This is a genomic window from Amycolatopsis sp. MJM2582 (assembly GCF_000754115.1).
GTDB lineage: Bacteria > Actinomycetota > Actinomycetes > Mycobacteriales > Pseudonocardiaceae > Amycolatopsis > Amycolatopsis japonica.
The window spans coordinates 343,544-364,526 of sequence record NZ_JPLW01000004.1 but is presented as its reverse complement, the minus strand read 5'-3'; the positions used below and the strand labels follow the sequence as shown (position 1 = coordinate 364,526).

The following is a 20,983-nucleotide window of genomic DNA, read 5'->3' as shown; positions in this document are numbered from 1 at the left end:
GCTAGCCCGCCCGCCGGTCCAGTTCGGCCAGGATCTCCGGGCCGAGCTGCGTGACGTCGCCGGCGCCCATGGTCACCAGCAGGTCGCCGGGTTTGACCAGATCCGCCGCGAGCTTCGCCGCGACGTCGAACGCGGGCTGGTAGTGCACGGGGACACCGGAGATCTGGTCGGCGATGAGCGCGCCGCTCACCCCGGGCTCCGGCTTCTCGCGCGCTCCGAAGACGTCCAGCACGACGACCTCGTCGGCCAGCGACAACGCGGCCGCGAACTCCTTCGAGAACGCCTTCGTGCGCGAGTACAGATGCGGCTGGAAGACCACGACGACCCGGCCCTGGCCCGCGGCCGTCCGCACCGCGCGCAGCTGCGCGTCGACCTCGGTCGGGTGGTGCGCGTAGTCGTCGTACACGCGGACGTCGCCCGCGCGGCCCTTGAACTCGAACCGCCGCCGGACGCCGCCGAACGCGGCCAGCCCTTCGGCCAGTCCTTCGATCGGCGCGCCGAGCTCGATCCCGGCCAGCAGCGCGGCGATCGCGTTCAACGCCATGTGCTCACCCGGCACCGCGACCCGCAGGACGATCTCCTCGCCCCGCACCGAGATCCGGACGACGCCGCCGTCCGGCGCGGGAACGTAGTCGAGCACCTTCGCGTCGTCCGCGCCGGTGACCGAACGCCCGTAGCGGCGGACGCGGATGCCCCGCTCCTCGGCCAGCGCGCCCAGCTTCCCGGCGCCCTCGTCGTCACCGCAGACGATGAGCAGCCCGCCCGGCACGATCCGGCCGAGGAAGTCGGCGAACACCGAGACGTACGCCTCGGCCGTGCCGTGGTGGTCCAGGTGGTCCGGCTCGACGTTGGTCACCACGGCGACCGACGGCGAGTACGCCAGGAACGACCCGTCGCTCTCGTCGGCCTCGGCGACGAAGACGCCGCCCTCGCCGTGATGGGCGTTCGCGCCCGACTCGTTGAGGTCGCCGCCGATGGCGAACGACGGGTCGAGACGGCACTGCTGCAACGCGACGGTCAGCATCGACGTCGTCGACGTCTTGCCGTGCGTCCCGGCGATGCAGGCGACGCGGTGCCCCTCCATCAGCCCGGCCAGCGCCTGCGCGCGGTGCAGCACGGTGATCCCGCGTTCCCGCGCGGCCATCAGTTCCGGGTTGTCGTCCTTGATCGCGGTCGACACGATCACCGAGGACGGGCCTTCGGGGAACGCGTCGAGGTTCTCGGCGCGCTGGCCGACGGCGATCTCGGCGCCCTGGGCACGCAGCGAAAGGAACGCGCGCGACTCCTTGGCGTCGGAACCGGACACCTGGACACCGCGGGCGAGCAGGATACGGGCGATGCCGCTCATCCCGGCGCCGCCGATCCCGATCAGGTGGGCACGCGTGAGCGTGTCGGGGAGTTGATCAGGCACCTGCGGCCTCCAGCACGATCTTGGCAAGGGTCTCGTCGGCCTCACGGTGACCGAGGCCGACCGCGGCCGCGCTCATCTTCGCGACCCGGTCGGCGTCGGACACCAGCGGGATCACCAGCTCCGCGACCTTGGCGGGGGTGAGGTCGGCGTCGTCGACCATCAGGCCGGCACCGGCGTCGACCGCGGGCCGGGCGTTGACCGCCTGCTCGCCGTTGCCGTAGGGCAGCGGGACGAACACCGCGGGCAGGCCGACCGCGGACACTTCCGCGACGGTCATCGCACCGGAGCGGCACAGCACCGCGTCGGCGGCGGCGTACGCGAGATCCATGCGCTCCAGGTACGGCACCGGCACGTACGCGGGCCGTCCGGGGAACTCCTGGACGACCAGCGTGTTCTTCGGTCCGTGGGCGTGCAGGACACCGACACCGGCGTCCGCGAACTCCTTGGCCGCGCCGGAGACGGCGCCGTTGATCGACACCGCGCCCTGCGAACCGCCGAAGACCAGCAGGGTCGGGGCGTCGGGGTCGAGCCCGAAGTGCTCGCGGGCTTCGGCGCGCAGCGCGGCCCTGTCGAGCGAGGTGATGGAGCGGCGCAGCGGGATGCCGATGACCTCGGCTTTCGCCAGCGGCGTCCCCGGGACGGCGACGGCGACGCGGACGGCGAACCGCGCGCCGACCTTGTTCGCCAGGCCCGGCTTCTCGTTGGCCTCGTGCACCACGATCGGCGTGCGGCCGCGCGCGGCGAGGTACGCCGGGAGCGCGACATAGCCGCCGAAGCCGACGACGACGTCCGCGCCGACCCGGTCCAGGATCTCGCGGGTGCGCTTGACCGAGTCACGGACCTTCAGCGGCATCTTCAGCAGCTCGGGCGTCGGCTTGCGCGGCATCGGCACCGGCGGGATCAGCTCCAGCGGGTACCCGCGCGCCGGGACGAGCTTGTTCTCCAGTCCGCGCTGGGTCCCCAGCGCGACCACCTTCGCGTCGGGACGCAGGCGCATCACCGCGTCGGCGAGGGCGAGTGCCGGTTCGATATGCCCGGCGGTCCCACCGCCGGCGACCACGACCACCGGCGCCTTGCCGGTGACCTCGCCTGAAACGCCACCTCTGACGGGGTTGTTCACCTATGACCTCTCCGGTTTGCGGTACCCCGTTTCGCGGTACCGCGGTTCACCGCCGTTCGCGCGGCCGTCCTCCTGCCGGGCTCCCGTACCGAACGGCGCCGCTCCTGTGCGGGCGAAGGCCTCGCCGTCCTCGGCGCGGGCCTCGCCGCCTTGGCGGCGCCTCCCCTGGCCGCGCCGCCCTTGCGTTTGGCCGGCGGGCGGTACGGCTCGGGCGCGGGAAGCCTCAGCAGGCGTCCGAATTTACCTGGCCCCTGCGAGCGCAGTGCGGCCACCGCCTCCGGTTCGTGCCGGGCGGCGTTGGCCAGGATCCCCATGATGAGCATGGTGATCACCAGCGACGTGCCGCCGTAGGAGATCAACGGCAGCGTGACGCCGGTGACCGGCAGCAGACCGACGACGTAGCCGATGTTGATACCGGCCTGCGCGACCAGGAAGACGGTCAGCGTGCCGGACACGATGCGGATCCACGGGTCGAGGTTGCGGGTGGCGATCCGCAGGCCGACGACGGCGACCCCGGCGAACAGCCCGAGTACCACCGCGCAGCCGATGAAGCCGAGTTCCTCGCCGATCAGGGCGAAGATGAAGTCGTTCTGCACGTTGGGCAGGTAGCCCCAGTTGGACTGGCCCTGGCCGAGGCCCTTGCCGAGGAACCCGCCGTCGGCGAGCGCGAGTTTCGCCTGGTTGGCCTGGAAGCCGTCGGCGCTGGTGTCCGGGTCGCCGGAGACGAACGACATGACCCGCGCCAGCCGGTACGGGGCGATGATCGCCAGGACCAGGATCCCGGCCAGGCCACCGGCGAGGATGACCCCGAACAGCCGTTTCGGCGCGCCCGCGAACCACAGCAGGGCCATCAGCACCACCGCGAGGGTGATCGTGCCGCCGAGGTCGGGTTGCATCATGACCAGCGCGAACATCAGCAGGGCGATCGGCACGACCGGGACGAGCAGATGCCGCCACTGGTTGATGATGTTGTACTTGATCACCAGGATGTGCGCGCCCCAGAAGGCCAGCGCGACCTTCGCCGCCTCGACCGGCTGGAAGGCGAACCCGCCGAGCCGGAACCAGCCCTGTGAGCCGTTGACCGTGGACCCGAGCGGGGTCAGCACCAGCACGAGCAGCCCGAGGCACACCACCGTCGCCGTCGCCGACAGCCGCCGGACGCGTTCCAGCGGCACCCGCAGCCCGATCCAGAACACCACGGCGCCGATCGCGACGAACATGAGGTGCTTGCTGAACTGGGCGTACACGCCGGTGCCGGTCTTGGGGTTGTACGAGGCGACCGAGGACGCGGACAGCACCATCACGATGCCGATCACGGTCAGCACGCCGGTGAGCGCCAGAACCAGGTGGAACGAGGCGAGCGGCCGCGAAAGCCAGGCCGTCAGCGCGGTGCGGAAGGCGACGAACGGGCTTTCCTTGCGTTCACGGCGCTTGCGCTGCGCGGGCTCGCGTTTTCTTTCCTCAACCGCCGTCACTGGTCTCCCCCGCACCGTCGCGCAGGACACGGACCGCGCTCGCGAACGCGTCGCCGCGTGCGCCATAGCTCGAGTACATGTCCAACGACGCCGCGGCGGGGGCCAGCAGCACCACATCTCCAGGGCGCGCCAGGGCGCGGGCCGCCTTCACCGCCGCAGTCATGGTGTCATCGTCACCCGAAGGGAGGCTGTTCACCGGGACATCCGGCGCGTGTCGCGCGACAGCGGCGGCGATCACGGGTGAATCCACGCCGAACAGCACGACTCCGCGCAGCCTTCCGGCGATCGAACCGACGAGTTCGTCCACGGAAGCGCCCTTGAGCTGGCCACCGGCGATCCAGACGACGTTCAGATGCGCGCGCAGCGAACCGCTCGCCGCGTGTGGGTTGGTCGCCTTGGAGTCGTTGATGTAGCGAACACCGTCGATCTCGCCGATCTCCTCGGCCCGGTGCGGGGCGGGCCGGTACTCGCGCAGCCCCTTGGCGACGTCCTCGCCGGTGACGCCGTACGCGCGGGCCAGCGCCGCCGCGGCGAGCGCGTTGGAGACGTTGTGCGGACCGGCGGGACGCACGTCGGCCAGCGTGCCGAGTTCGTCGGCGCTGGTCGCCGGGTCGGCCACGAAGGCGCGGTCGACCAGCAGGTCTTCCACGATCCCGAGTTCGCCGGGCCGCGGGGTGTCCATGCCGAACGCGACGCGGCGGGCGTCGGCGGGCGCGTGTTCGTCGGCGAGCCGGGCGGACCACTCCTCGTGGAGGTTGTGCACGACGGTCCGGGAGTGGGTGTGGACCCGGCCCTTCGCCGCCGCGTACTCCTCCATCGAGCCGTGCCAGTCGAGGTGGTCCTCGGCCAGGTTCAGCACCACCGACGCGAGCGGGGCCAGCGTCGACGACCAGTGCAGCTGGAAACTCGACAGCTCCACGGCCAGCACCTCGTGCCCGGCGCGCACCGCGTCGAGCACCGCGAAACCGACGTTCCCGCAGGCCACGGCGTCGACCCCGGCGGTACGCAGGATCGACTCCAGCATCCCGACCGTGGTGGTCTTGCCGTTGGTGCCGGTGATCGCGAGCCACACCGGCGGCTTGTCGCGCAGCTGCCCGACGCGCCACGCCAGCTCGACGTCGCCGATCACCTCGATCCCCGCTTCGGCCGCCGCCACCAGCAGGGGCGACGTCGGCTTCCAGCCGGGGCTGGTGACGACCAGCTCGACGTCTCCGGGCGGCTCGGTCAGGCCCGGCACCAGCTCGGCGCCGAGCCCTTCGAGCTCCGCCAACCGTTCGGCGTTGCCGTCGGTGACGGTGATCCGCGCGCCCAGCTCCGCCAGGACGGGGACGATCGACTTGCCGGTGACCCCGGCTCCGGCGACGAGGACGTGACGCCCGGCCAGCTCCACCGCTTAACCCCCGAGACCGAGCTGTTCGCTGTAGAACAGGCCGAGACCGAACATGCAGCAGATGGCCGAAAGCAGCCAGAACCGGATGATGACGGTGGTTTCGGCCCAGCCCGCGAGCTCGAAGTGGTGATGGAACGGGGCCATCCGGAACAGCCGCCGCCGGGTCGTGCGGAACACGGCGATCTGCGCGACCACCGAGATCATCTCGACCATGAACAGACCGCCGATGACGATGGCGAGCAGCTCGGTGCGGGTGGTCATCGACAGCCCGGCGACGAGGCCACCGAGGGCCAGCGAACCGGTGTCACCCATGAAGATCTTCGCCGGTGCGGCGTTCCACCACAGGAAGCCGACACAGGCGCCGGTCGCCGCGGCGGCGACCACCGCCAGGTCCAGCGGGTCACGGACGTCGTAGCAGGCGGCCTGCGGGGTGACCGCGCACGAGAGGCGGGTCTGCCAGAACGCGATGACGACGTAGGTCGCCAGCACCATCGCCGCGGTGCCGCCGGCGAGACCGTCGAGGCCGTCGGTGAAGTTCACCGCGTTCGACCAGCCCGAGATGACGATGTAGCAGAAGATCACGAAGAACACCGACGGGAAGGTGATCAGCGCGAGGTCCCGCACGTAGGACAGGCTTTCCGACGCCGGGGTGAGCCCGCGTTCGTCGGCGAACTGCAGCGCCAGGATCGCGAAGGCGATCGTGACGACGAGCTGGCCGACCAGTTTCGCGGTCTTGTTCAGCCCGAGGTTGCGCTGTTTGCGGATCTTGATGAAGTCGTCGAGGAACCCGACGAGCCCGAGGCCGACGGCCAGCAGGAGGACCAGCAGCCCCGAGGCGGACGGGCCGCCGGTGCCGTTGCCGCCGCTGAGCGCGCTGATCAGATGCGCCACGAAATACCCGACGACCATCGCGACGATGATCGCGACACCACCCATCGTCGGGGTACCGCGTTTGGATTTGTGTCCCTGCGGTCCTTCCTCCCGGATCTCCTGGCCGAAGCCCTGCCGGGAGAACACCCGGATCAGATAGGGAGTGAGGAGGATGGAGACCAGCAGGCCCGCCGCGGCCGCGATCAGGATGCTGATCACGCGTCACCACCGTTCGAGCGTTCGTGAGAGGGGGAAGGGGCTACTACAGGGGATTCAGCGTCGGTTACGGGAGCGGCGAGCACGGCGTCGGCCACCCGCCACAGGGCGGCGGCCTTGGACGCCTTCACCAGCACCACGTCTCCCGCGCGGAGCTGATCATGCAGCAGGGCGATGGCGGCCTCGACGTCGGGTACCAGTACCGACTCCTCGCCCCAGGAACCCTCGTGCTGGGCACCCTGATGGGTGGCCGCGGCGGCCTGGCCGATGACCACGAGCTTGTCGATGTTGAGCCGGACGACGAGCCTGCCGATGCCGTCGTGCGCGGCGACCGAGTTCTCGCCGAGGTCGCCCATCACGCCGAGCACGGCCCAGGAGCGGCGGTTCGCGCTCATCGACGCGAGCGCCTTGAGCGCGGCCCGCATCGACTCGGGGCTGGCGTTGAAGGAGTCGTTGAGGACCGTGACGCCGTCGGCGCGGGTGGTGACCTCCATACGGCGCTCGGAGCGTCGCTCCAGGCTCGACAGGCGGGCCGCGACCTCCTCGACCGTCGAGCCCATCTCCAGGGCCACAGCGGCCGCGCTGAGCGCGTTGCCGACCTGGTGCTCGCCGTAGAGCGGCAGCTTCACCGGTGCTTCGCCGTCCGGGGTGACCAGGCGGAACGACGCGCGCGCCTCGTCGTCGAGGGTGATGTCGACCGCGCGGACCTGCGCGGACTCGCTCTCGCCGACGAACACGACCCGGGCCTTCGTCCGGCTCGCCATGGCCGCGACGTACGGGTCGTCGAGGTTCAGGACCGCGACACCGCCGTCCTCGGCGCTCGGCAGCGCCTCCACGAGCTCGCCCTTGCCCTTGGCGATGCCCTCGCGCGAGCCGAACTCGCCGACGTGCGCGGTGCCGACGTTGAGCACGACCCCGATCCGCGGCGGCGCGATGGCCGCCAGCTCGGCGATGTGGCCGGGCCCGCGGGCGGAGAGCTCCAGCACGAGCTGCCGCGTCGAGTCGTCGGCCCGCAGCGCCGTCCAGGGGTGGCCCAGCTCGTTGTTGAACGAGCCCGGCGGCGCCACCGTCGGGCCGAGCGGCTCCAGCAGCTGGGCGATGATGTCCTTGGTGGAGGTCTTGCCCGCCGAACCGGTGACCCCGACGACGGTCAGGTGGTCACCCGCGAGCTTCTGGATCACGTGCCGGGCGAGTTTGGCGAGCGCGGCCAGCACCGCGGCACCCGCCCCGTCCTTGTCCGAGACCAGCGCGAACGCCCGCTCGTGCCCCTCGCCGGCCGCCAGCGGCGGCACGATCACGGCCGGGGCGTCGACCTCGCGGGCCGCGAGCACCGCGACGGCGCCCGCCTCGACGGCCCGCGCGGCGAAGTCGTGGCCGTCGACCTTCGCGCCGGGCAGCGCGATGAACAGACCGCCGGGAGTGACCTCGCGGGTGTCGAATTCGACGCTTCCGGTGACCTCGGCGGTCCCGTCGGTCCGATGCAGCCGCCCGCCGACGATGGCGGCGATCTCGGCCAGGCTGAGCACGATCACACTGTCTCCAGACGTCTGCGGATGGCGGCGGCCAGCTCTTCCCGGTCGGAGAACGGGTGCACGACACCCTGGACCTCCTGGCCGGTCTCGTGGCCCTTGCCCGCGATGAGCACGATGTCGCCGGGCCGGGCCAGCTCGACCGCGTGGACGATGGCTTCCCGGCGGTCGGCGATCTCGAGGATCTCGCCGCCCAGTGCCGGTCCGGCGTTGCGGGCACCGGCCAGCATCGCCGCCCGGATCGCGGCCGGATCCTCCGACCGCGGGTTGTCGTCGGTCACGATCAGCACCTCGCTGCGGCGGACCGCGGCCTCGCCCATGACCGGGCGTTTGGCGGTGTCACGGTCCCCGCCGCAGCCGAGGACGGTGATGATCCGGCCCTCGGTGCGGGCACGCAGCGCGTCGAGCCCCTGCGCCACCGCGGCGGGCTTGTGCGCGTAGTCGACGACCGCGGTGAACGGCTGGCCGAGGTAGACCCGCTCCATCCGGCCCGGCACCTCGACCGAGGCGAGCCCGGCGACGATGGCGTCGAGCGGGACACCGGCGGTGTCGAGGATCGCGGCCGCGAGCACGGCGTTGGCCACGTTGAACTCACCCGGCAGCGGGATCTTGGCCGCGGCGGTGAGGCCCTCGGGGCCGTGGAGGGTGAAGGTCTGCTCGCCGGCCGGGGTGGGGTTGAGGTCGGTGGCGCGCCACAGCGCGTCCGTCCCCGGCTCGGTGGACACGGTCACCGTGTGCGGGGTGAGGAGTGCCTGGCCCCAGGCGCTGTCGACGACGACCACCTCGGCGGTGGACCGGCCGTCGAACAGCAGCGACTTGGCGGCGAAGTACTCCTCCATGTCCTTGTGGAAGTCCAGGTGATCCTGGGAGAGGTTGGTGAAGGCCCCGACCGCGAAGCGCGTGCCGTTGACCCGGCCCAGCGACAGCGCGTGGCTGGAGACCTCCATCGGGACGTGCGTGACGCCGCGTTCCACCATCACCGCCAGGAGCGCCTGCAGATCCGGCGCCTCGGGGGTGGTGAACCCGCTGGCGAGGCGCTCCCCCGCGATCCGGGTCTCGACCGTGCCGATCAGCCCGGTGGTGAGCCCGGCCGCCTTGAGCCCGGCGTCGACCAGGTACGACGTCGTGGTCTTGCCGGACGTCCCGGTGATGCCGAGGACCGACAGCTCCAGCGACGGCTCCCCGTAGATCCAGGCGGCGATCTCGCCGAGGGCGGCCCGCGGGTCCGGGTGCACCAGGATCGGCACACCGGCGTCGCGGAGCACCGGGCGCTCGGCACCGGCCTCGTCGGTGAGCACGGCGGCCGCACCGGCCGCGATGGCCTGGTCGCTGAAGTCCGCGCCGTGGGCGCGAGCACCGGGAAGCGCGGCGAAAAGGTCACCGGGGAGGACGTGCTGGGCGCGGAGCGTGCTGCCCGTGACCGTCAACTCGGCCGCGGCCGGGTGGTCGTCGCCACCCACCACGAGCCGGGCGCCCGCCCTGGCGAGCAGCGTGCCCAGCGGCATCGGCTCGATCCTGGCCGGACGAGGGGGTGCGGCGACGGCCTTGACCGGGCTGTCCGGGACCTGGGCAGCCGTCGCGCCGGACCCGCTTTCGACGGCGGGACCGCTGCGGGGATCTGAAGTAGGCACCGACACAGCCAAGGAGGTTACCGGCGCGGCATTCGGGTGACTGAAGCGGTGCGGGGTGTGAGCGCGGCGATCATGCTCGTGGTAATGGGTTTCGCGAGCTCTCCTTGGCACGCAAGGGCTTCCGACTGTCGCTTGAGGACAGCGAGCCTCAGCGCGCTCCCGCTGGGCGAGATCCGGCCCCGAACACGCGAGTTCCGCCTTCAAGCACGCGAGTTGCGGCTCCGGACACGCGTGTCACGTCAGGAAAGCACCAGCGGCACCTGAGGCGACGGACCGTCCGACAGCGGGATCTGGAACCGCTGCGCCAGGTACGCGGCCACCGAATGGAACAGCGGCGCGGCCGAGAGTCCTTGCTGCAGGGTGGCGTCCGGCGCGTCGAGCCGGATGCCGACCACGAAACGCGGGTTGTCGGCGGGCAGGATCCCGGCGAAGGTGATGTTGTACAGATGGTTGCTGTACGTCTTCGTCTGCGGGTCGACCTGCTGGCCGGTGCCCGTCTTGCCCGAGATCTGGTAGCCCTCCAGCGCCGCCTTCGGCCCGGTGCCGCTCTGCTGCCCGCGGCCCTTCTGCGTCACCGCGCGCATCATCTCGCGTACGGTCTTCGCCGCCTGCGGGCTGATGACCTGGACGGTCTTCGGCGCCGGTTCCGGGACGAGGGTCCCGTCCGGGTTGACCTTCGCCTTGACCACCCGGGGTTCCACCCGCAGGCCGTCGTTCGCGATGGCCTGGTACATCCCCGCCATCTGCACGACGGTCATCGAAAGTCCCTGTCCGATCGGCAGGTTTCCGAAGGTCGTGGCCGACCACTGGTTGCGCGGCGGCACGACACCGGGGCTCTCACCGGGGAGGCCGAGCCCGGTGCGCTGGCCGAGTCCGAACTTCTTGAGCAGATCCGCGTACCGGTCCTCGCCGAGTTTCTGCGCCAGCAACAGGGTGCCGACGTTCGACGACTTCGCGAAGATGCCGGTGGTGGTGAACTGCTGGGTGCCGTGGTGCCAGGCGTCCTTGACGATCTTGTCCGCGACCTGCAACGAACCCGGCACCGGCAGCGAGGCCTCCGGCGTGGTGATACCCGCGTCGATCGCGCCCGCGGCGGTGACGATCTTGTTCACCGAACCGGGTTCGAACGGCGTGGTCACCGCGCGGTTGTTCAGGTTCTCCGTCTCGCTGCGCGAAGCGGGGTCGTTGAGGTTGACGGTCTTGTCGTTGGCCAGCGCGTAGACCTCGCCGGTCTTCGAGTCCAGAATGACCGCCTGGCCGCCCTTGGCCTTCGACTTGGCGACGTAATCGCTCAGCTGCCGCTGCAGTTCGTACTGCAGGTCGGTGTCGATCGTGAGCTGCAGGTCCGAACCGGGGACGGCGTTCTGGATGTCCCGTTCGGTACCCGGGATGACGAGATTGTCGTTGCCGTTCCGGGTGTTGACGATCTTGCGGCCCGGTGTTCCGGCTAGATCGTTGTCCCGCGAGGCTTCGAGACCGTAGCCACCGTGCAGGTTGTGCTTGGAGACGTCCTTGTCGTCGGTGCGCCAGTTCGCGTAGCCGACGATGTTCGCGCCGACCGAGTCACCGGGATACTCCCGCTTCGAACGCTTCTCGACGCTGATCCACGGGTATTCCTTGACGATCGCCTCGGCGACCGAAGGTTCGATGTCGTGGACCAGGTAGGTGAAGCCGTCCGGCTTGTGGAACTTGTCCAGCAGTTCCTGCTCGGTGATCACCCCGGGCAGCTTGGCCGCGATCAGCTTCGCCGCGCCCGCCACCTCGGACTCGAAGTTCTTGCCCTTGGTCGGGTTCTTCGCGGCGAAGTCGTCCATCGTCTTGTGGAGCCAGTTCAGGCTCACCGCGAGCGTCCGGACCTCGACGCTGAACGCGATCTTCGTCCCGTTGCGGTCCAGAATGGAGCCGCGCTGCGCGGGACTTTCGATCACCGACGTCCGCTGCCGTTCCGCCGCCTCGGACAGCGCGCCGGCCTCGAACCACTGCACCTGCACCAGTTTGAGGCCGGCGAGCACCATCACGACGATCAGCAGGATCCGGACACCGGTGAACCGGCTCCGGTTCCCGCCGTTGCCCCGGCGGGCGGTGGCACGACGGGTCCCGGCGGCGTAGGTCCGCCGCGCGCTTCCCGCCGACCTGGCCCTGGCCTGAGCCGGGCGGCCGGGCGACATCACTGACCTCCCTGCGCCGGGGTCGCCGCGTTCTCCTGCGGCACCGCGGGCTGGTCGCCCTCGTACGGGGTGCCCTGCTGCGTTCCCTCGGCGGGCGGGGGCGCCGTCGATTCGGTCGAGGCGGCGGGCGCCTCCCCTTCGGCCTTCTTCGGCTCACCGACCACAGTGGACTGTCCATCCGGGCCGACCACGATATGCGCGGGGTCGCCGCCGGGCACCATGCCCAGTTCCCTGGCCTTGGGCGCCAGCGATGCGGGCGACTCGGCCTTCGCGACCTCGCGCTGCAGCCGTTCCTTCGCCTCGGCGAGCCCGGCGTTGGTCGTGCGGAGCTGTTCGAGCCGGTACGAATCGGCGATGGCCTGCGTGGTCAGCCACAGCGTGCACGCCACACCGACGGCCAGCATGCCCATCATCATCAGCACGAACGAGGCGCGCGAACGCGGCCAGCGCAGCTTGAGCTTCTTCTTCGGCTCTTCCTTGCCCGCGCCGCCTTCCGCGTCGGGACGGTTGCGCTGCTGGTCTCGCTGCAGCAGGTCAGCGCGCTGGGCACGGCGGGCGTAGGCGCGCTCGGCCGCCGACGTCCGGCCACGGGAGGCGCGGGACGTCGTGGTCTCGGTGGTGTCGGTCGCCTGGTCGGCGGTGGCGGTCGCGCGGGCACGCCGTCCGGGCGGCGGTGTCCGGCGGCCGCGGGACTTCGCGGGAGCGGTCATCGTGCTCGGTCTCCGATCCGTTCGGCGGCCCGTAGCCGCACGGAGGCGGCCCGCGTGTTCTGTTCGGTCTCCGCCTCGCCGGCCTTCTCGGCCCCTCTGGTGAGCAGTTTCAGTTCCGGGCCGTGGCCCGGCAGTTCCACCGGAAGCCCTTCCGGCGTCCGGGATTTCGCCAGTTCCGCGAAGGCCTGCTTGACCAGCCTGTCTTCGAGGGACTGATAGGACTCCACGACGATGCGGCCGCCGACGGCCAGGCAGGACAGCGCCCGCGGCATCGCCCGCCGCAGCACCTCCAGCTCGCCGTTGACCTCGATCCGCAACGCCTGGAAGGTGCGCTTCGCCGGATGTCCGCCGGTGCGCCTGCTCGCCGCGGGGACCGCGTCGTACAGCAGTTCCACCAGCCGTCCGCTGCGCGTGAAGGGTTCCTTCTCCCGTTCCGCCACAACGGCTTTGACGATCCGCTGGGCGAACCGTTCCTCGCCGTAGTCGCGCAGGATCCGGATCAGCTCGCCGGGGGCGTAGGTGTTGAGCACGTCGGCCGCGGTGAACCCGGTGGTCGGGTCCATGCGCATGTCGAGCGGGGAATCCTTGGAATAGGCGAAACCGCGCTCGGCCCGGTCGAGCTGCATCGAGGACACCCCGAGGTCGAACAGGATCCCGTCCACTCTGGACAGTCCGAGTCCCTGCAGCGCGGACGGCATCTCGTCGTAGACCGCGTGCACGAAGTCGACACGATCACCGTGCGGCGCAAGCCGTTTCGCGGAAAGCTCCAGCGCGTTGGGATCACGGTCGAGGGCGACCAGGCGCAGCCGGGGGAACGCGGTGAGCAGCGCGTCGGAATGACCGCCGAGCCCGACGGTCGCGTCGACCAGCACGGCCTCGCGGTCGGAGAAGACCGGCGCGAACAGTTCGACGATGCGGTCGAGCAACACCGGGACGTGCTCGTGTTCGTCTGCCATGTCTTCCCCCCTTTCCTGTAGTGCCGGGGAAGATGCCGGATGCCGTCAGGTCCCTGTCCGCCCGCCTGCTGACCTGGTACCGGGGAAGGTGTACCAGGGCCACTGAGCGGACAGAGGCCTCACGGCATCCGTGTGGACGGTTCCCGGCGTGTCCGAAGCGTGAACCCGCGCCCCCCGACGGCGTGGGTGCTTCCTCGGCCACGTCTAGAAGACGCCCGGCAGAACTTCCTCTCGAGCCTTCGCGTAGCTGTCCTCGTGTTCGTCCAGGTAGCCCTGCCACGCTTGGGCGTCCCAGATCTCCAGCCTGGTGATCGCCCCGATCACCACGCACTCCTTGTTCAGCCCGGCATAGCGTCGGAGCTCGGACGCGATCGCGATACGTCCTTGCCCGTCCGGGCGTTGTTCGTCCGTCCCGGCGAAGAGATAACGCTGATAGGCCCGGACCGCCTCGTTCGTGAACGGGGCGTCGGCGACCTTCCTCGCCATCTGCTCGAACTCGGCCCGGGGAAAGACGAAGAGACAGTGATCCTGTCCCTTGGTGACCATCAGCCCACCGGCGAGCGCGTCGCGGAACTTCGCGGGCAGCGTGAGCCGCCCCTTGTCATCCAGTTTCGGGGTGTGGGTGCCGAGGAACACCGGCTCCACCTCCCTACCGATCTCGGCTGCGAACAGCCAAGCCCGGCCACGGGGCTCCCTTCTGCCCCACTGCGCACCACCGTACCCCACTTTTCACCACAGTCAACGCGGCAAAAGCCGCGACCACTCCGTCGTGTCAGACGTTTTCGCTGGTCAGCCAGGTGGGGCCTGGTGGGGGCTCGGTGGGGGACGGTGGCCAAGATCCCCCTGGGCGGGTATCGAAGCAACCTCATCCATGCCTGACACGTCCGGATATCGGCCGCCGGAACCCTGCTGTGGTGCGGAGTGGGGGTGAAAGTGGGGAATCCGGTGGGGCGTGGTGGGGACCGCCGAGGACACAATGGAGGGTGACCGTCGGGTCATCCCATGACCCGGGTCGACAAAGGACTGCGGCCCTCGTCCTCGCCACGCACGAGGACCTGTACCGAACGGCGCCTTCGCGTGACTGATCGGACGACACGTGTGATCAGACGGACGACACACGTGACCAGATGGACGACACACCTGCGGCGAAGCCTCCGCCCCGTGCCGTCCGTTCAGACACACATGTCGTCCGTCTGATCACGTGTGTCGTCCAACCAATCACGCAAGGCCGCCACTAGGTATCCAGGACACGGTTGGTTCTAACCGTCCTCGCCACTCACGAGGTCAGCCGCGGTTGCGCTTGCGACGGCGTCCGTTCATTCCCGATGTGGCGCGACGGCTGACGCCGCGCCAGTCCTTGGGTTTCTCCGTCGGTTCAGGCAGGAGCCGGTCGATGCCCTTGCCCGCGAACCACCCGGCGACATACCCGGGGACCAAGCTCACGACAGTGAAGAAGAACCACCAACCGAACGGGAACAGCGGCCTTGGGCGCTCGACGGGGACGGCGTTGTACTGCGACCCGCCATAGCGGCCCGCGGACTGGTAGGACACGACGTTCACCTCGCCCGACAGGTTCGAAACCGAACCGATCACAGCGGAACTGACGAGGGGCTTGCCCGGCGCCTTCCGATCCCACGTCACCTCGGCTTGGCAGACATGGATCAGCCAGAACCGCAGCGGGCTGCGGTGGCATTCCTGGATGCGCGCCACCCCGAACCGGTCCACTTTCCCCGTGTCGCTGATCCCCAGTGACAATCCGAGCGAGAACATGAACCACGCGGTCACCACCGCGACGACGACACCGGAGAGCACCCTCAGACTGACCCGGCCTCGCCGTTTCCGAACCGGCCGCTCGTCTTGTCCGGTCCGTTCAGTCATCGTCGTCGTCGAGCGTTCCGCTGATCCGGCCGGTGGTGGGCGGTGTGACCCTGCCGCGCTCGGCCGATCCGCCGTCGTATTGGACGCGATTCTCCGCGGCGGCCTTGCCTGCTTCCTTCCCGACCTTCAGGTAGGTGTTGTCGGCGATCTTGCCCGCGACGGTGTTCTCCATCCGGTTCATCCCGCCCCGCGCGTGTTTGAGCACACGCTCGGCACCTGTCGCGTCGGAGTCCAAGGCCTTCTTCGCGAGCTTGAGGTTGTCGGCTTTGAAAGCGTCCAGTGTCTTGTCACTGGCCTTGATCGCCTGATTGGCCTCGTGGCCCAGGTCCGAAGCCTTACGCCCCAGGGCCCGTGCCGCCTCCCGGGCCCGGTCGCTCGATCCTTCGAACCGTTTCACGAACTTTTGGATGGCACTGAGCAGCTTGCCGAGCTTCTTCTGGATCTTCGCCATGACCTTGACCGCGTCGGCGAAGATGCTCGCGGTGAAGGCCGCGACCGAGCCGCCCAGGGTGAACCACGATGAGGCGAGGGCCAGGAGCGCACGGGTGATCACATCGCTGATGAAGCCGGCGATGATGTCGAAGATCAGCGCCCGCGCGGTCGCCACCACCATCCCGCCCGTGGTGATCCAGTGGGCCGAATCCTTCGCCTCGGCCGCGACGTCGCGCAAGGACTGCGTGTACTGCAGGGCGATCCGCCGGTACGCGATCGCCGCGTCACCGTCCCACCCGGATGTCGTGCTCAGCGCACCTTCGTAGTCGCCCGCCACCGCCTCGAGTTCCGTCGCGATGTTGTTCCAGGTCTGTGCCGCCTGCTGGACCAGATCGGGATCACCGGTGAGGATCTCCAGTGGTTCGCGGATGAACTCCAGGTTCTCCATCAGCCAGCCGACTCCGGCCTTCACCAGCTCACCGAGCGGGTTCAAGCCCATCGACAGCAGGTCCAGCCCGACCGAGACCCCGTCCATGGCGAGCGCGAACGAGTCGATGTCCTGGCCTTGATCGGGATTCAGGGTGCCGGCCAGCCCTTCGAGGCTGTCCGCCAGGCCGCCACCCTTGAAGTTCTTCTTCTCTTCGTTCTTCTGCGCGACCAGGTTCTGTTCCCTCGGGCCCGCGACAGGTCCTTCGCTCACAGCTTCTTCCCCAGGTCCCGGCCGAGCTGCGCCGCGTCGTCGTCGATCTTCGTGTAGTCCGTGGCCGCCTTCCGCAGCGCGTCGGACAACGCGTCACCGAGATTCGCCGCGCTGGTCATCAGCTCGTCCGCGTCACCCTGGGCCAGTTGCAGGACCCCGCCGACGGGCACTGCGCACAGGAGGCCATAGCCCTGGAAGCCGCCCATCCCGACCTGGTTCGCCGCCGAGGCCGCGCCGCGGATGCGATCGGCGAGGTCGGCGACCTGGTCCGCGTGCGCTTTGAGGCGTTCCGGCGAGACGCCGTATCCCGGCCCGCTCACGAGCGGCCGGTCCAGTCGACGTGCTGGAAGTCCTCGCCGTCGTCCTCATCGGACACGGGACGGGACGGCCGGGGTTTCGCGGGCGGAGCGGGCGGCGGTTCGGCCGAGACGCCGAAGCGTGCGGAGTCGTCCGGTTCCGGGGCGGGCTGCGCTTCTTCCCTCGGCGGCAAGGTGCTCTTGATGAAGTCCACCGCGTCGGAGTCTTCGCCGGTCAGCCCGGCCATGATCTCCAGCGTCCGGTCCGCCGCGCGCGTCGTCGCCTTGCGGTAGGTGCTCATGATCAGCGACGCGAGCTGGGCGGGCGGACGCTCCTGTGCCTGCGGGGACAGCGAGAGCGACGTCAGTCCCCCACCGGGGTTGACCGTCACGGTGACCAGCCGGTCCGGGCTGCTCAGCGTGACGACGTTGTTCTCCAGCTCGGCCTTCGCCTGTTCCGCCTTGGCGAGCAGAGCGGCGCTGCGCCGCTCCTGTTCCCGCATCCACTCCTGCGGATCCCGCACTCGGCCACCGAATGGCACGGTCATTCCGAAACCCCCACTTCCCGAAGGCCCCCTCAGGCTTTCGTCTCGTCACAACTTAGCGGTCCGGGTCGAGCAGCGAAGCCAATCGCGCGGCCAGCCGGGGACCGTCCACAGGGGACACGTTCACCCACGTCTGCCCGCCGCGGCCCTCGGTGCGCGCCGCGCAGTACGCGCCGACGTCGGTGTCGAACCAGGTCAGCCCGCCCGCCCGGTGCGCCCGGCCGTCGCGGTCGCGGGTCCGCACGGTGAACTGGCCCGCGCTGTAGACGGGCCGCGCCTGGATCGCGAGCACCTCACGCAGCTGGCTGTCCGAAGCCGACGATCGCCCGCCGTCGCCGAACACCGGATCCTCCAGGGCGTCGCCGAAGCGCGCCGCGGGCAGGCTGATGCCGTAACCGGGGCCGGGCCGCAGTTCGGGCAGGACGTCGACGATCGCGCCGAACACCTCGCCGTCGCCGATCCCGGAGAGCGCGATGGTCTGCTCGGGTTGCGTGGCCAGCACGCCGTGCCGCCCGCGCGCGGCCGCGACCGCGCGGAACGGCGCCGGAGCCGTCATGTCGGCCAGCGCCTCGCATTCGACGTAGACCTCGGCGCGTGCGAGCAGGTCCAGCCGCGCTTCCAGGGCGGCGTCGAGCCGGTCCCCGTCATAGAGGCCTCGTTCGGCGAGGTTGTCGTAGACCGCGCCGCGGATCTCGGCGCGTTCCGCTTCCGTGGTGCCGACGCTGCGCACGGACAACGGCCACGGCGGGGCCGCGTGCCCCAGATCGGTCCAGAGGACGTCGAACGCCGACGCGGAAACCCGGATCAAGACCGCCCCAGCTCGGGCGGCTTCCCGAAGGAGACCCGCGGGGTCAGCGAACGCAGCGAGGCATCGCGGGTGTTCATGACATCGACGGCCTTGCGGCGGGCCTCTTCGGCTTCCGCGTGCTTGGCCTCCAGCTCGTCGGCGAGGGCGGCCAGGAGCGCGAGGTTCCCACCCGCCGCGGCGCCGCGGATCATCGCGCCGGGGTCGTAATCCACCGGCGGCGGCATGTCGGCGCGGGCCCGCGCGGCGGCCTCGGCCTGTCCGGACACGGCCTTCCCGAGCGAGGACGAGAGGTCCGCCGACCACGCCAGCCAGCCGGACGCCGTGGCCAGCACGCCGCGGAGCGCGTCGCCCGCTTCCCCGCGCCAGTTCTCCTCACTGCTGCCGACCAGCCCGGCCAGTTCCGACGTCGCGTCCTGCATGCGCCGCGCGAGCGCGTCCCAGCCGGCGCCGATACCGCCCGCGGCCTCGGGGTCGTTGCCCGCTTCGACCTCGGCTGCCAGCGCTTCGTGGCTGTACGCCTCGTACCGCGTGGCCGCGACCGGGACCTCGCGTCCCGGCGTCTCTCCATCAGGCACTGTCACTCCTAAGGCAGTTTCGGTTCGGCCAATCCCGCCACCGTCACCGCGCGCTCGCACGCGAGCGGGGTGTCGGCGAAGTTCGTGTTGCTCACGTCGATCTGGACGCTCGCCTTCTCCCCCATGCCGAGCAGGACCGCGCAGGTCCCGTCGGCGGCCCTCTTGTCGGCGACCTTGAGCGCCTCCCGGCCGCCGACCTTGGTCTTGGTGGCGGTCTTGCGCTCGACCTCGAGATCCGCCAGGCCGTTCTTCTCGTCCACGGTGATGGTGACGCCGAACGTGGCGGGCACCGTCCAGTCGCAGGCGCGGGCGCCGTTGATCTCCTTCGCGACGCCGAGCACGGTGATCCCGGCGGTCGACCTGTCCTTCGGGTCGAGCAGCGTGCACGGATCCACGCCGCGATCCGGCGCGGGAGCCGAGGACGAAGACGCGGGAGCCGGGGCGCCGTCGGCGGCCGGAACCGGCGTCTGGCCCGCGGACCCTTGCCCGCAGGCGGACACTGTGAGGACGACCAGGACGCCGAGCGCGGAGAGGCCGGACTTCATGGGGTCAGCCGCCGACACAATCCACATCCGCCGCCGCTTGTTCATCCTGTCGGGTGTACTTCGCCAGCGCCTTCTCGATCCGGTTCTTGAGCGCCTCGAGTTCCTTGCCGAACGCGGTGAGCGCCTCGACCGCGGAGCCTTCGGCGCCGATCCCGTACTGCGCCATGAACTTGCCGACCTCGTCCGCGTATCCCCCGCCGAGGGGAACCGTGCGGCCGAGCACCTTCGCCTCGCGGACCATCTGGCCGACCACGTCTTGCAGGGCGGAGATCTTCACGTGGGCGTCGGCGGCCAGCTCCGGCGCGACCGCGAACCCGCTCAGATCGAACCTCGGCTTGGCGGTACTCACCTCGCTCATATGCGATTACGCCTCTCCGTAGTCGAGCGACCTCGCACCGGAGCATACGACAAAACAAGGTGTCAGCGGGAGCACCCGAAAACGCGCTCACCTCACCCGATCGAGGTAAGGTCTCTGGTTGCACAGAGTCATCGACTGGGGTTGGCGGGGTTCCCCCCACGAGTTCGCCCGAGTTTGACACACTTCGTGGGAGGCTGACCGCTGCCCGGGGGACTGAACGGTCCGGCAGAGGACCCAGCGGAAATCCAGCCACGCGGCATCAGGAGGTCGAGTGACGTCGAGAATCCAGTCTGCGACGCCCGGCGAACACCAGGGCGAGCAGGCAACCGGGCAAGCCCCGTACCCCACGGGCGCCGGCTCGATCAGCGGCCGGCAGAACGGCCGTGAAGCCCCAGCGTCGCTGGACGAACTGCACGAGACCGCGCGGCGGATCGCCGCCAACGTGGAGCGGGTACTGGTCGGCAAACCCGACGTCATCCGCATCGCGCTCGTGACCCTGCTCGCCGAAGGTCACCTCCTCGTCGAAGACGTCCCCGGGGTCGGCAAGACCTCGCTGGCGAAGGCGCTGGCCCGCTCGATCGACTGCACCGTCAGCCGGATCCAGTTCACCCCCGACCTGTTGCCCAGCGACGTCACCGGGGTGTCCATCTACAACCGGCAGAGCGGCGAGTTCGAGTTCCGTCCCGGCCCGGTGTTCGCGAACATCGTGGTCGGCGACGAGATCAACCGCGCCTCGCCGAAGACGCAGTCGGCCCTGCTCGAATGCATGGAAGAGCACCAGGTCACCGTCGACACCTCGACCTACCACCTCGAAGAGCCGTTCATGGTGATCGCCACCCAGAACCCCATCGAGATGGAGGGCACGTACGCGCTGCCCGAGGCCCAGCGGGACCGGTTCACCGCGCGGGTGTCCATCGGCTACCCCGACCAGCAGGCCGAGCTGGCCATGGTCGACGAGCACGCCGGGCACAACCCGCTGGCCGACCTCGAGCCCGTCTCCGACCGCGAGTCGGTGCAGCGGCTGATCGAGACGGTGCGCTCGGTGCACATGTCGCCGGAGATCCGCCGGTACGCCGTCGACCTGGTGGCCGCGACCCGTCAGGTGCCGGAGATCCGTCTCGGCGCCTCGCCGCGGGCGACCCTGCAGCTGGTCCGCGCCGCCCGCGCGCAGGCCGCGCTGTCCGGCCGTGAGTTCGTCGTCCCGGACGACCTGCACACGGTCGCGGTGCCGGTGCTGGCCCACCGCATGGTGCTCACCACCGAGGCGCACGCCGCCCGCCGGTCGGCCACCGACGTGGTCCGCGCGATCCTGCACCGCGTTCCCGTTCCGCAGGGCTCCTCGGGCACGAACCACCGCTGAGTAAAGGAAA

General features: G+C 70.2%; 20 protein-coding genes. 1 reads left to right on the top strand and 19 read right to left on the bottom strand.

What is annotated here, in order from left to right; genetic code table 11:
- Position 1 precedes the first annotated feature (1 nt).
- From murC to ED92_RS26915, 19 genes are all read right to left on the bottom strand, one after another.
- On the bottom strand, positions 2–1,411 hold the full coding sequence (gene murC, locus ED92_RS27005; RefSeq protein ID WP_037343202.1) for a UDP-N-acetylmuramate--L-alanine ligase: 1,410 nt from the start codon (positions 1,409–1,411) through the stop codon (positions 2–4).
- Positions 1,404–2,531, bottom strand: a complete 1,128-nt coding sequence (gene murG / locus ED92_RS27000) for an undecaprenyldiphospho-muramoylpentapeptide beta-N-acetylglucosaminyltransferase (protein WP_037343200.1) — start codon at positions 2,529–2,531, stop codon at positions 1,404–1,406. Before murG ends, murC begins: the two co-directional genes overlap by 8 nt.
- Complete coding sequence (gene ftsW / locus ED92_RS26995; protein ID WP_037343198.1) at positions 2,528–4,006, bottom strand: putative lipid II flippase FtsW; 1,479 nt, start codon at positions 4,004–4,006, stop codon at positions 2,528–2,530. Before ftsW ends, murG begins: the two co-directional genes overlap by 4 nt.
- A complete protein-coding gene (gene murD, locus ED92_RS26990; protein WP_037343195.1) occupies positions 3,993–5,396 on the bottom strand; it encodes a UDP-N-acetylmuramoyl-L-alanine--D-glutamate ligase in 1,404 nt (467 codons plus the stop codon). Before murD ends, ftsW begins: the two co-directional genes overlap by 14 nt.
- Positions 5,397–5,399: 3 nt before the next feature.
- Positions 5,400–6,485 carry a phospho-N-acetylmuramoyl-pentapeptide-transferase gene (mraY, locus tag ED92_RS26985; RefSeq protein WP_016332673.1) on the bottom strand — a complete coding sequence of 362 codons (1,086 nt, stop codon included), beginning with the start codon at positions 6,483–6,485 and terminating at the stop codon, positions 5,400–5,402.
- A complete protein-coding gene (murF, locus tag ED92_RS26980; protein WP_037343193.1) occupies positions 6,482–8,014 on the bottom strand; it encodes a UDP-N-acetylmuramoyl-tripeptide--D-alanyl-D-alanine ligase in 1,533 nt (510 codons plus the stop codon). The genes mraY and murF overlap by 4 nt, the downstream gene beginning before the upstream one ends.
- Positions 8,011–9,516, bottom strand: coding sequence for a UDP-N-acetylmuramoyl-L-alanyl-D-glutamate--2,6-diaminopimelate ligase (locus ED92_RS26975; RefSeq protein WP_037343191.1), 1,506 nt, complete (start codon positions 9,514–9,516; stop codon positions 8,011–8,013). The genes murF and ED92_RS26975 overlap by 4 nt, the downstream gene beginning before the upstream one ends.
- Positions 9,517–9,881: 365 nt before the next feature.
- Positions 9,882–11,810, bottom strand: a complete 1,929-nt coding sequence (locus ED92_RS26970; RefSeq protein ID WP_037343188.1) for a penicillin-binding protein 2 — start codon at positions 11,808–11,810, stop codon at positions 9,882–9,884.
- On the bottom strand, positions 11,810–12,520 hold the full coding sequence (locus ED92_RS26965; protein ID WP_037343185.1) for a hypothetical protein: 711 nt from the start codon (positions 12,518–12,520) through the stop codon (positions 11,810–11,812). The genes ED92_RS26970 and ED92_RS26965 overlap by 1 nt, the downstream gene beginning before the upstream one ends.
- Entirely contained in the window at positions 12,517–13,476 is a 960-nt protein-coding gene (rsmH, locus tag ED92_RS26960) for a 16S rRNA (cytosine(1402)-N(4))-methyltransferase RsmH (protein WP_037343184.1), read from the bottom strand. Before rsmH ends, ED92_RS26965 begins: the two co-directional genes overlap by 4 nt.
- Positions 13,477–13,680: 204 nt before the next feature.
- Complete coding sequence (gene mraZ / locus ED92_RS26955) at positions 13,681–14,112, bottom strand: division/cell wall cluster transcriptional repressor MraZ (protein ID WP_005156436.1); 432 nt, start codon at positions 14,110–14,112, stop codon at positions 13,681–13,683.
- 648 nt (positions 14,113–14,760) lie between these two features.
- A complete protein-coding gene (locus ED92_RS26950) occupies positions 14,761–15,354 on the bottom strand; it encodes a hypothetical protein (RefSeq protein ID WP_152611019.1) in 594 nt (197 codons plus the stop codon).
- On the bottom strand, positions 15,347–16,486 hold the full coding sequence (locus ED92_RS26945; RefSeq protein WP_037343182.1) for a WXG100 family type VII secretion target: 1,140 nt from the start codon (positions 16,484–16,486) through the stop codon (positions 15,347–15,349). Before ED92_RS26945 ends, ED92_RS26950 begins: the two co-directional genes overlap by 8 nt.
- Entirely contained in the window at positions 16,483–16,806 is a 324-nt protein-coding gene (locus tag ED92_RS26940; RefSeq protein WP_037343180.1) for a type VII secretion target, read from the bottom strand. Before ED92_RS26940 ends, ED92_RS26945 begins: the two co-directional genes overlap by 4 nt.
- A complete protein-coding gene (locus ED92_RS26935) occupies positions 16,803–17,330 on the bottom strand; it encodes a YbaB/EbfC family nucleoid-associated protein (protein WP_037343177.1) in 528 nt (175 codons plus the stop codon). The genes ED92_RS26940 and ED92_RS26935 overlap by 4 nt, the downstream gene beginning before the upstream one ends.
- Positions 17,331–17,382: 52 nt before the next feature.
- On the bottom strand, positions 17,383–18,135 hold the full coding sequence (locus ED92_RS26930; protein ID WP_037343174.1) for an ESX secretion-associated protein EspG: 753 nt from the start codon (positions 18,133–18,135) through the stop codon (positions 17,383–17,385).
- Positions 18,132–18,710, bottom strand: coding sequence for a PPE domain-containing protein (locus tag ED92_RS26925; RefSeq protein WP_037343171.1), 579 nt, complete (start codon positions 18,708–18,710; stop codon positions 18,132–18,134). The genes ED92_RS26930 and ED92_RS26925 overlap by 4 nt, the downstream gene beginning before the upstream one ends.
- 8 nt (positions 18,711–18,718) lie before the next feature.
- Entirely contained in the window at positions 18,719–19,255 is a 537-nt protein-coding gene (locus ED92_RS26920) for a DUF3558 domain-containing protein (protein WP_081975928.1), read from the bottom strand.
- A gap of 4 nt (positions 19,256–19,259) precedes the next feature.
- Complete coding sequence (locus tag ED92_RS26915) at positions 19,260–19,613, bottom strand: hypothetical protein (RefSeq protein WP_037343168.1); 354 nt, start codon at positions 19,611–19,613, stop codon at positions 19,260–19,262.
- Positions 19,614–19,884: 271 nt separating this feature from the next.
- Between ED92_RS26915 and ED92_RS26910 the strand changes: the two genes are divergently transcribed.
- The gene (locus ED92_RS26910; RefSeq protein ID WP_037343166.1) at positions 19,885–20,973 is read left to right on the top strand and encodes a MoxR family ATPase; all 1,089 of its coding nucleotides are present in this window, start codon (positions 19,885–19,887) and stop codon (positions 20,971–20,973) included.
- Positions 20,974–20,983 lie beyond the last annotated feature (10 nt).

Bases quoted from the DNA above. Each gene is read 5' to 3' on its own strand.
- ED92_RS26975 (WP_037343191.1), bottom strand. From the start codon at position 9,516: ATGCCGCTGGGCACGCTGCTCGCCAGGGCGGGCGCCCGGCTCGTGGTG.
- ED92_RS26915 (WP_037343168.1), bottom strand. From the start codon at position 19,613: ATGAGCGAGGTGAGTACCGCCAAGCCGAGGTTCGATCTGAGCGGGTTC.
- ED92_RS26965 (WP_037343185.1), bottom strand. From the start codon at position 12,520: ATGACCGCTCCCGCGAAGTCCCGCGGCCGCCGGACACCGCCGCCCGGA.
- ED92_RS26920 (WP_081975928.1), bottom strand. From the start codon at position 19,255: ATGAAGTCCGGCCTCTCCGCGCTCGGCGTCCTGGTCGTCCTCACAGTG.
- ED92_RS26970 (WP_037343188.1), bottom strand. From the start codon at position 11,810: ATGTCGCCCGGCCGCCCGGCTCAGGCCAGGGCCAGGTCGGCGGGAAGC.
- ED92_RS26935 (WP_037343177.1), bottom strand. From the start codon at position 17,330: ATGACCGTGCCATTCGGTGGCCGAGTGCGGGATCCGCAGGAGTGGATG.
- ED92_RS26950 (WP_152611019.1), bottom strand. From the start codon at position 15,354: ATGACTGAACGGACCGGACAAGACGAGCGGCCGGTTCGGAAACGGCGA.
- rsmH (WP_037343184.1), bottom strand. From the start codon at position 13,476: ATGGCAGACGAACACGAGCACGTCCCGGTGTTGCTCGACCGCATCGTC.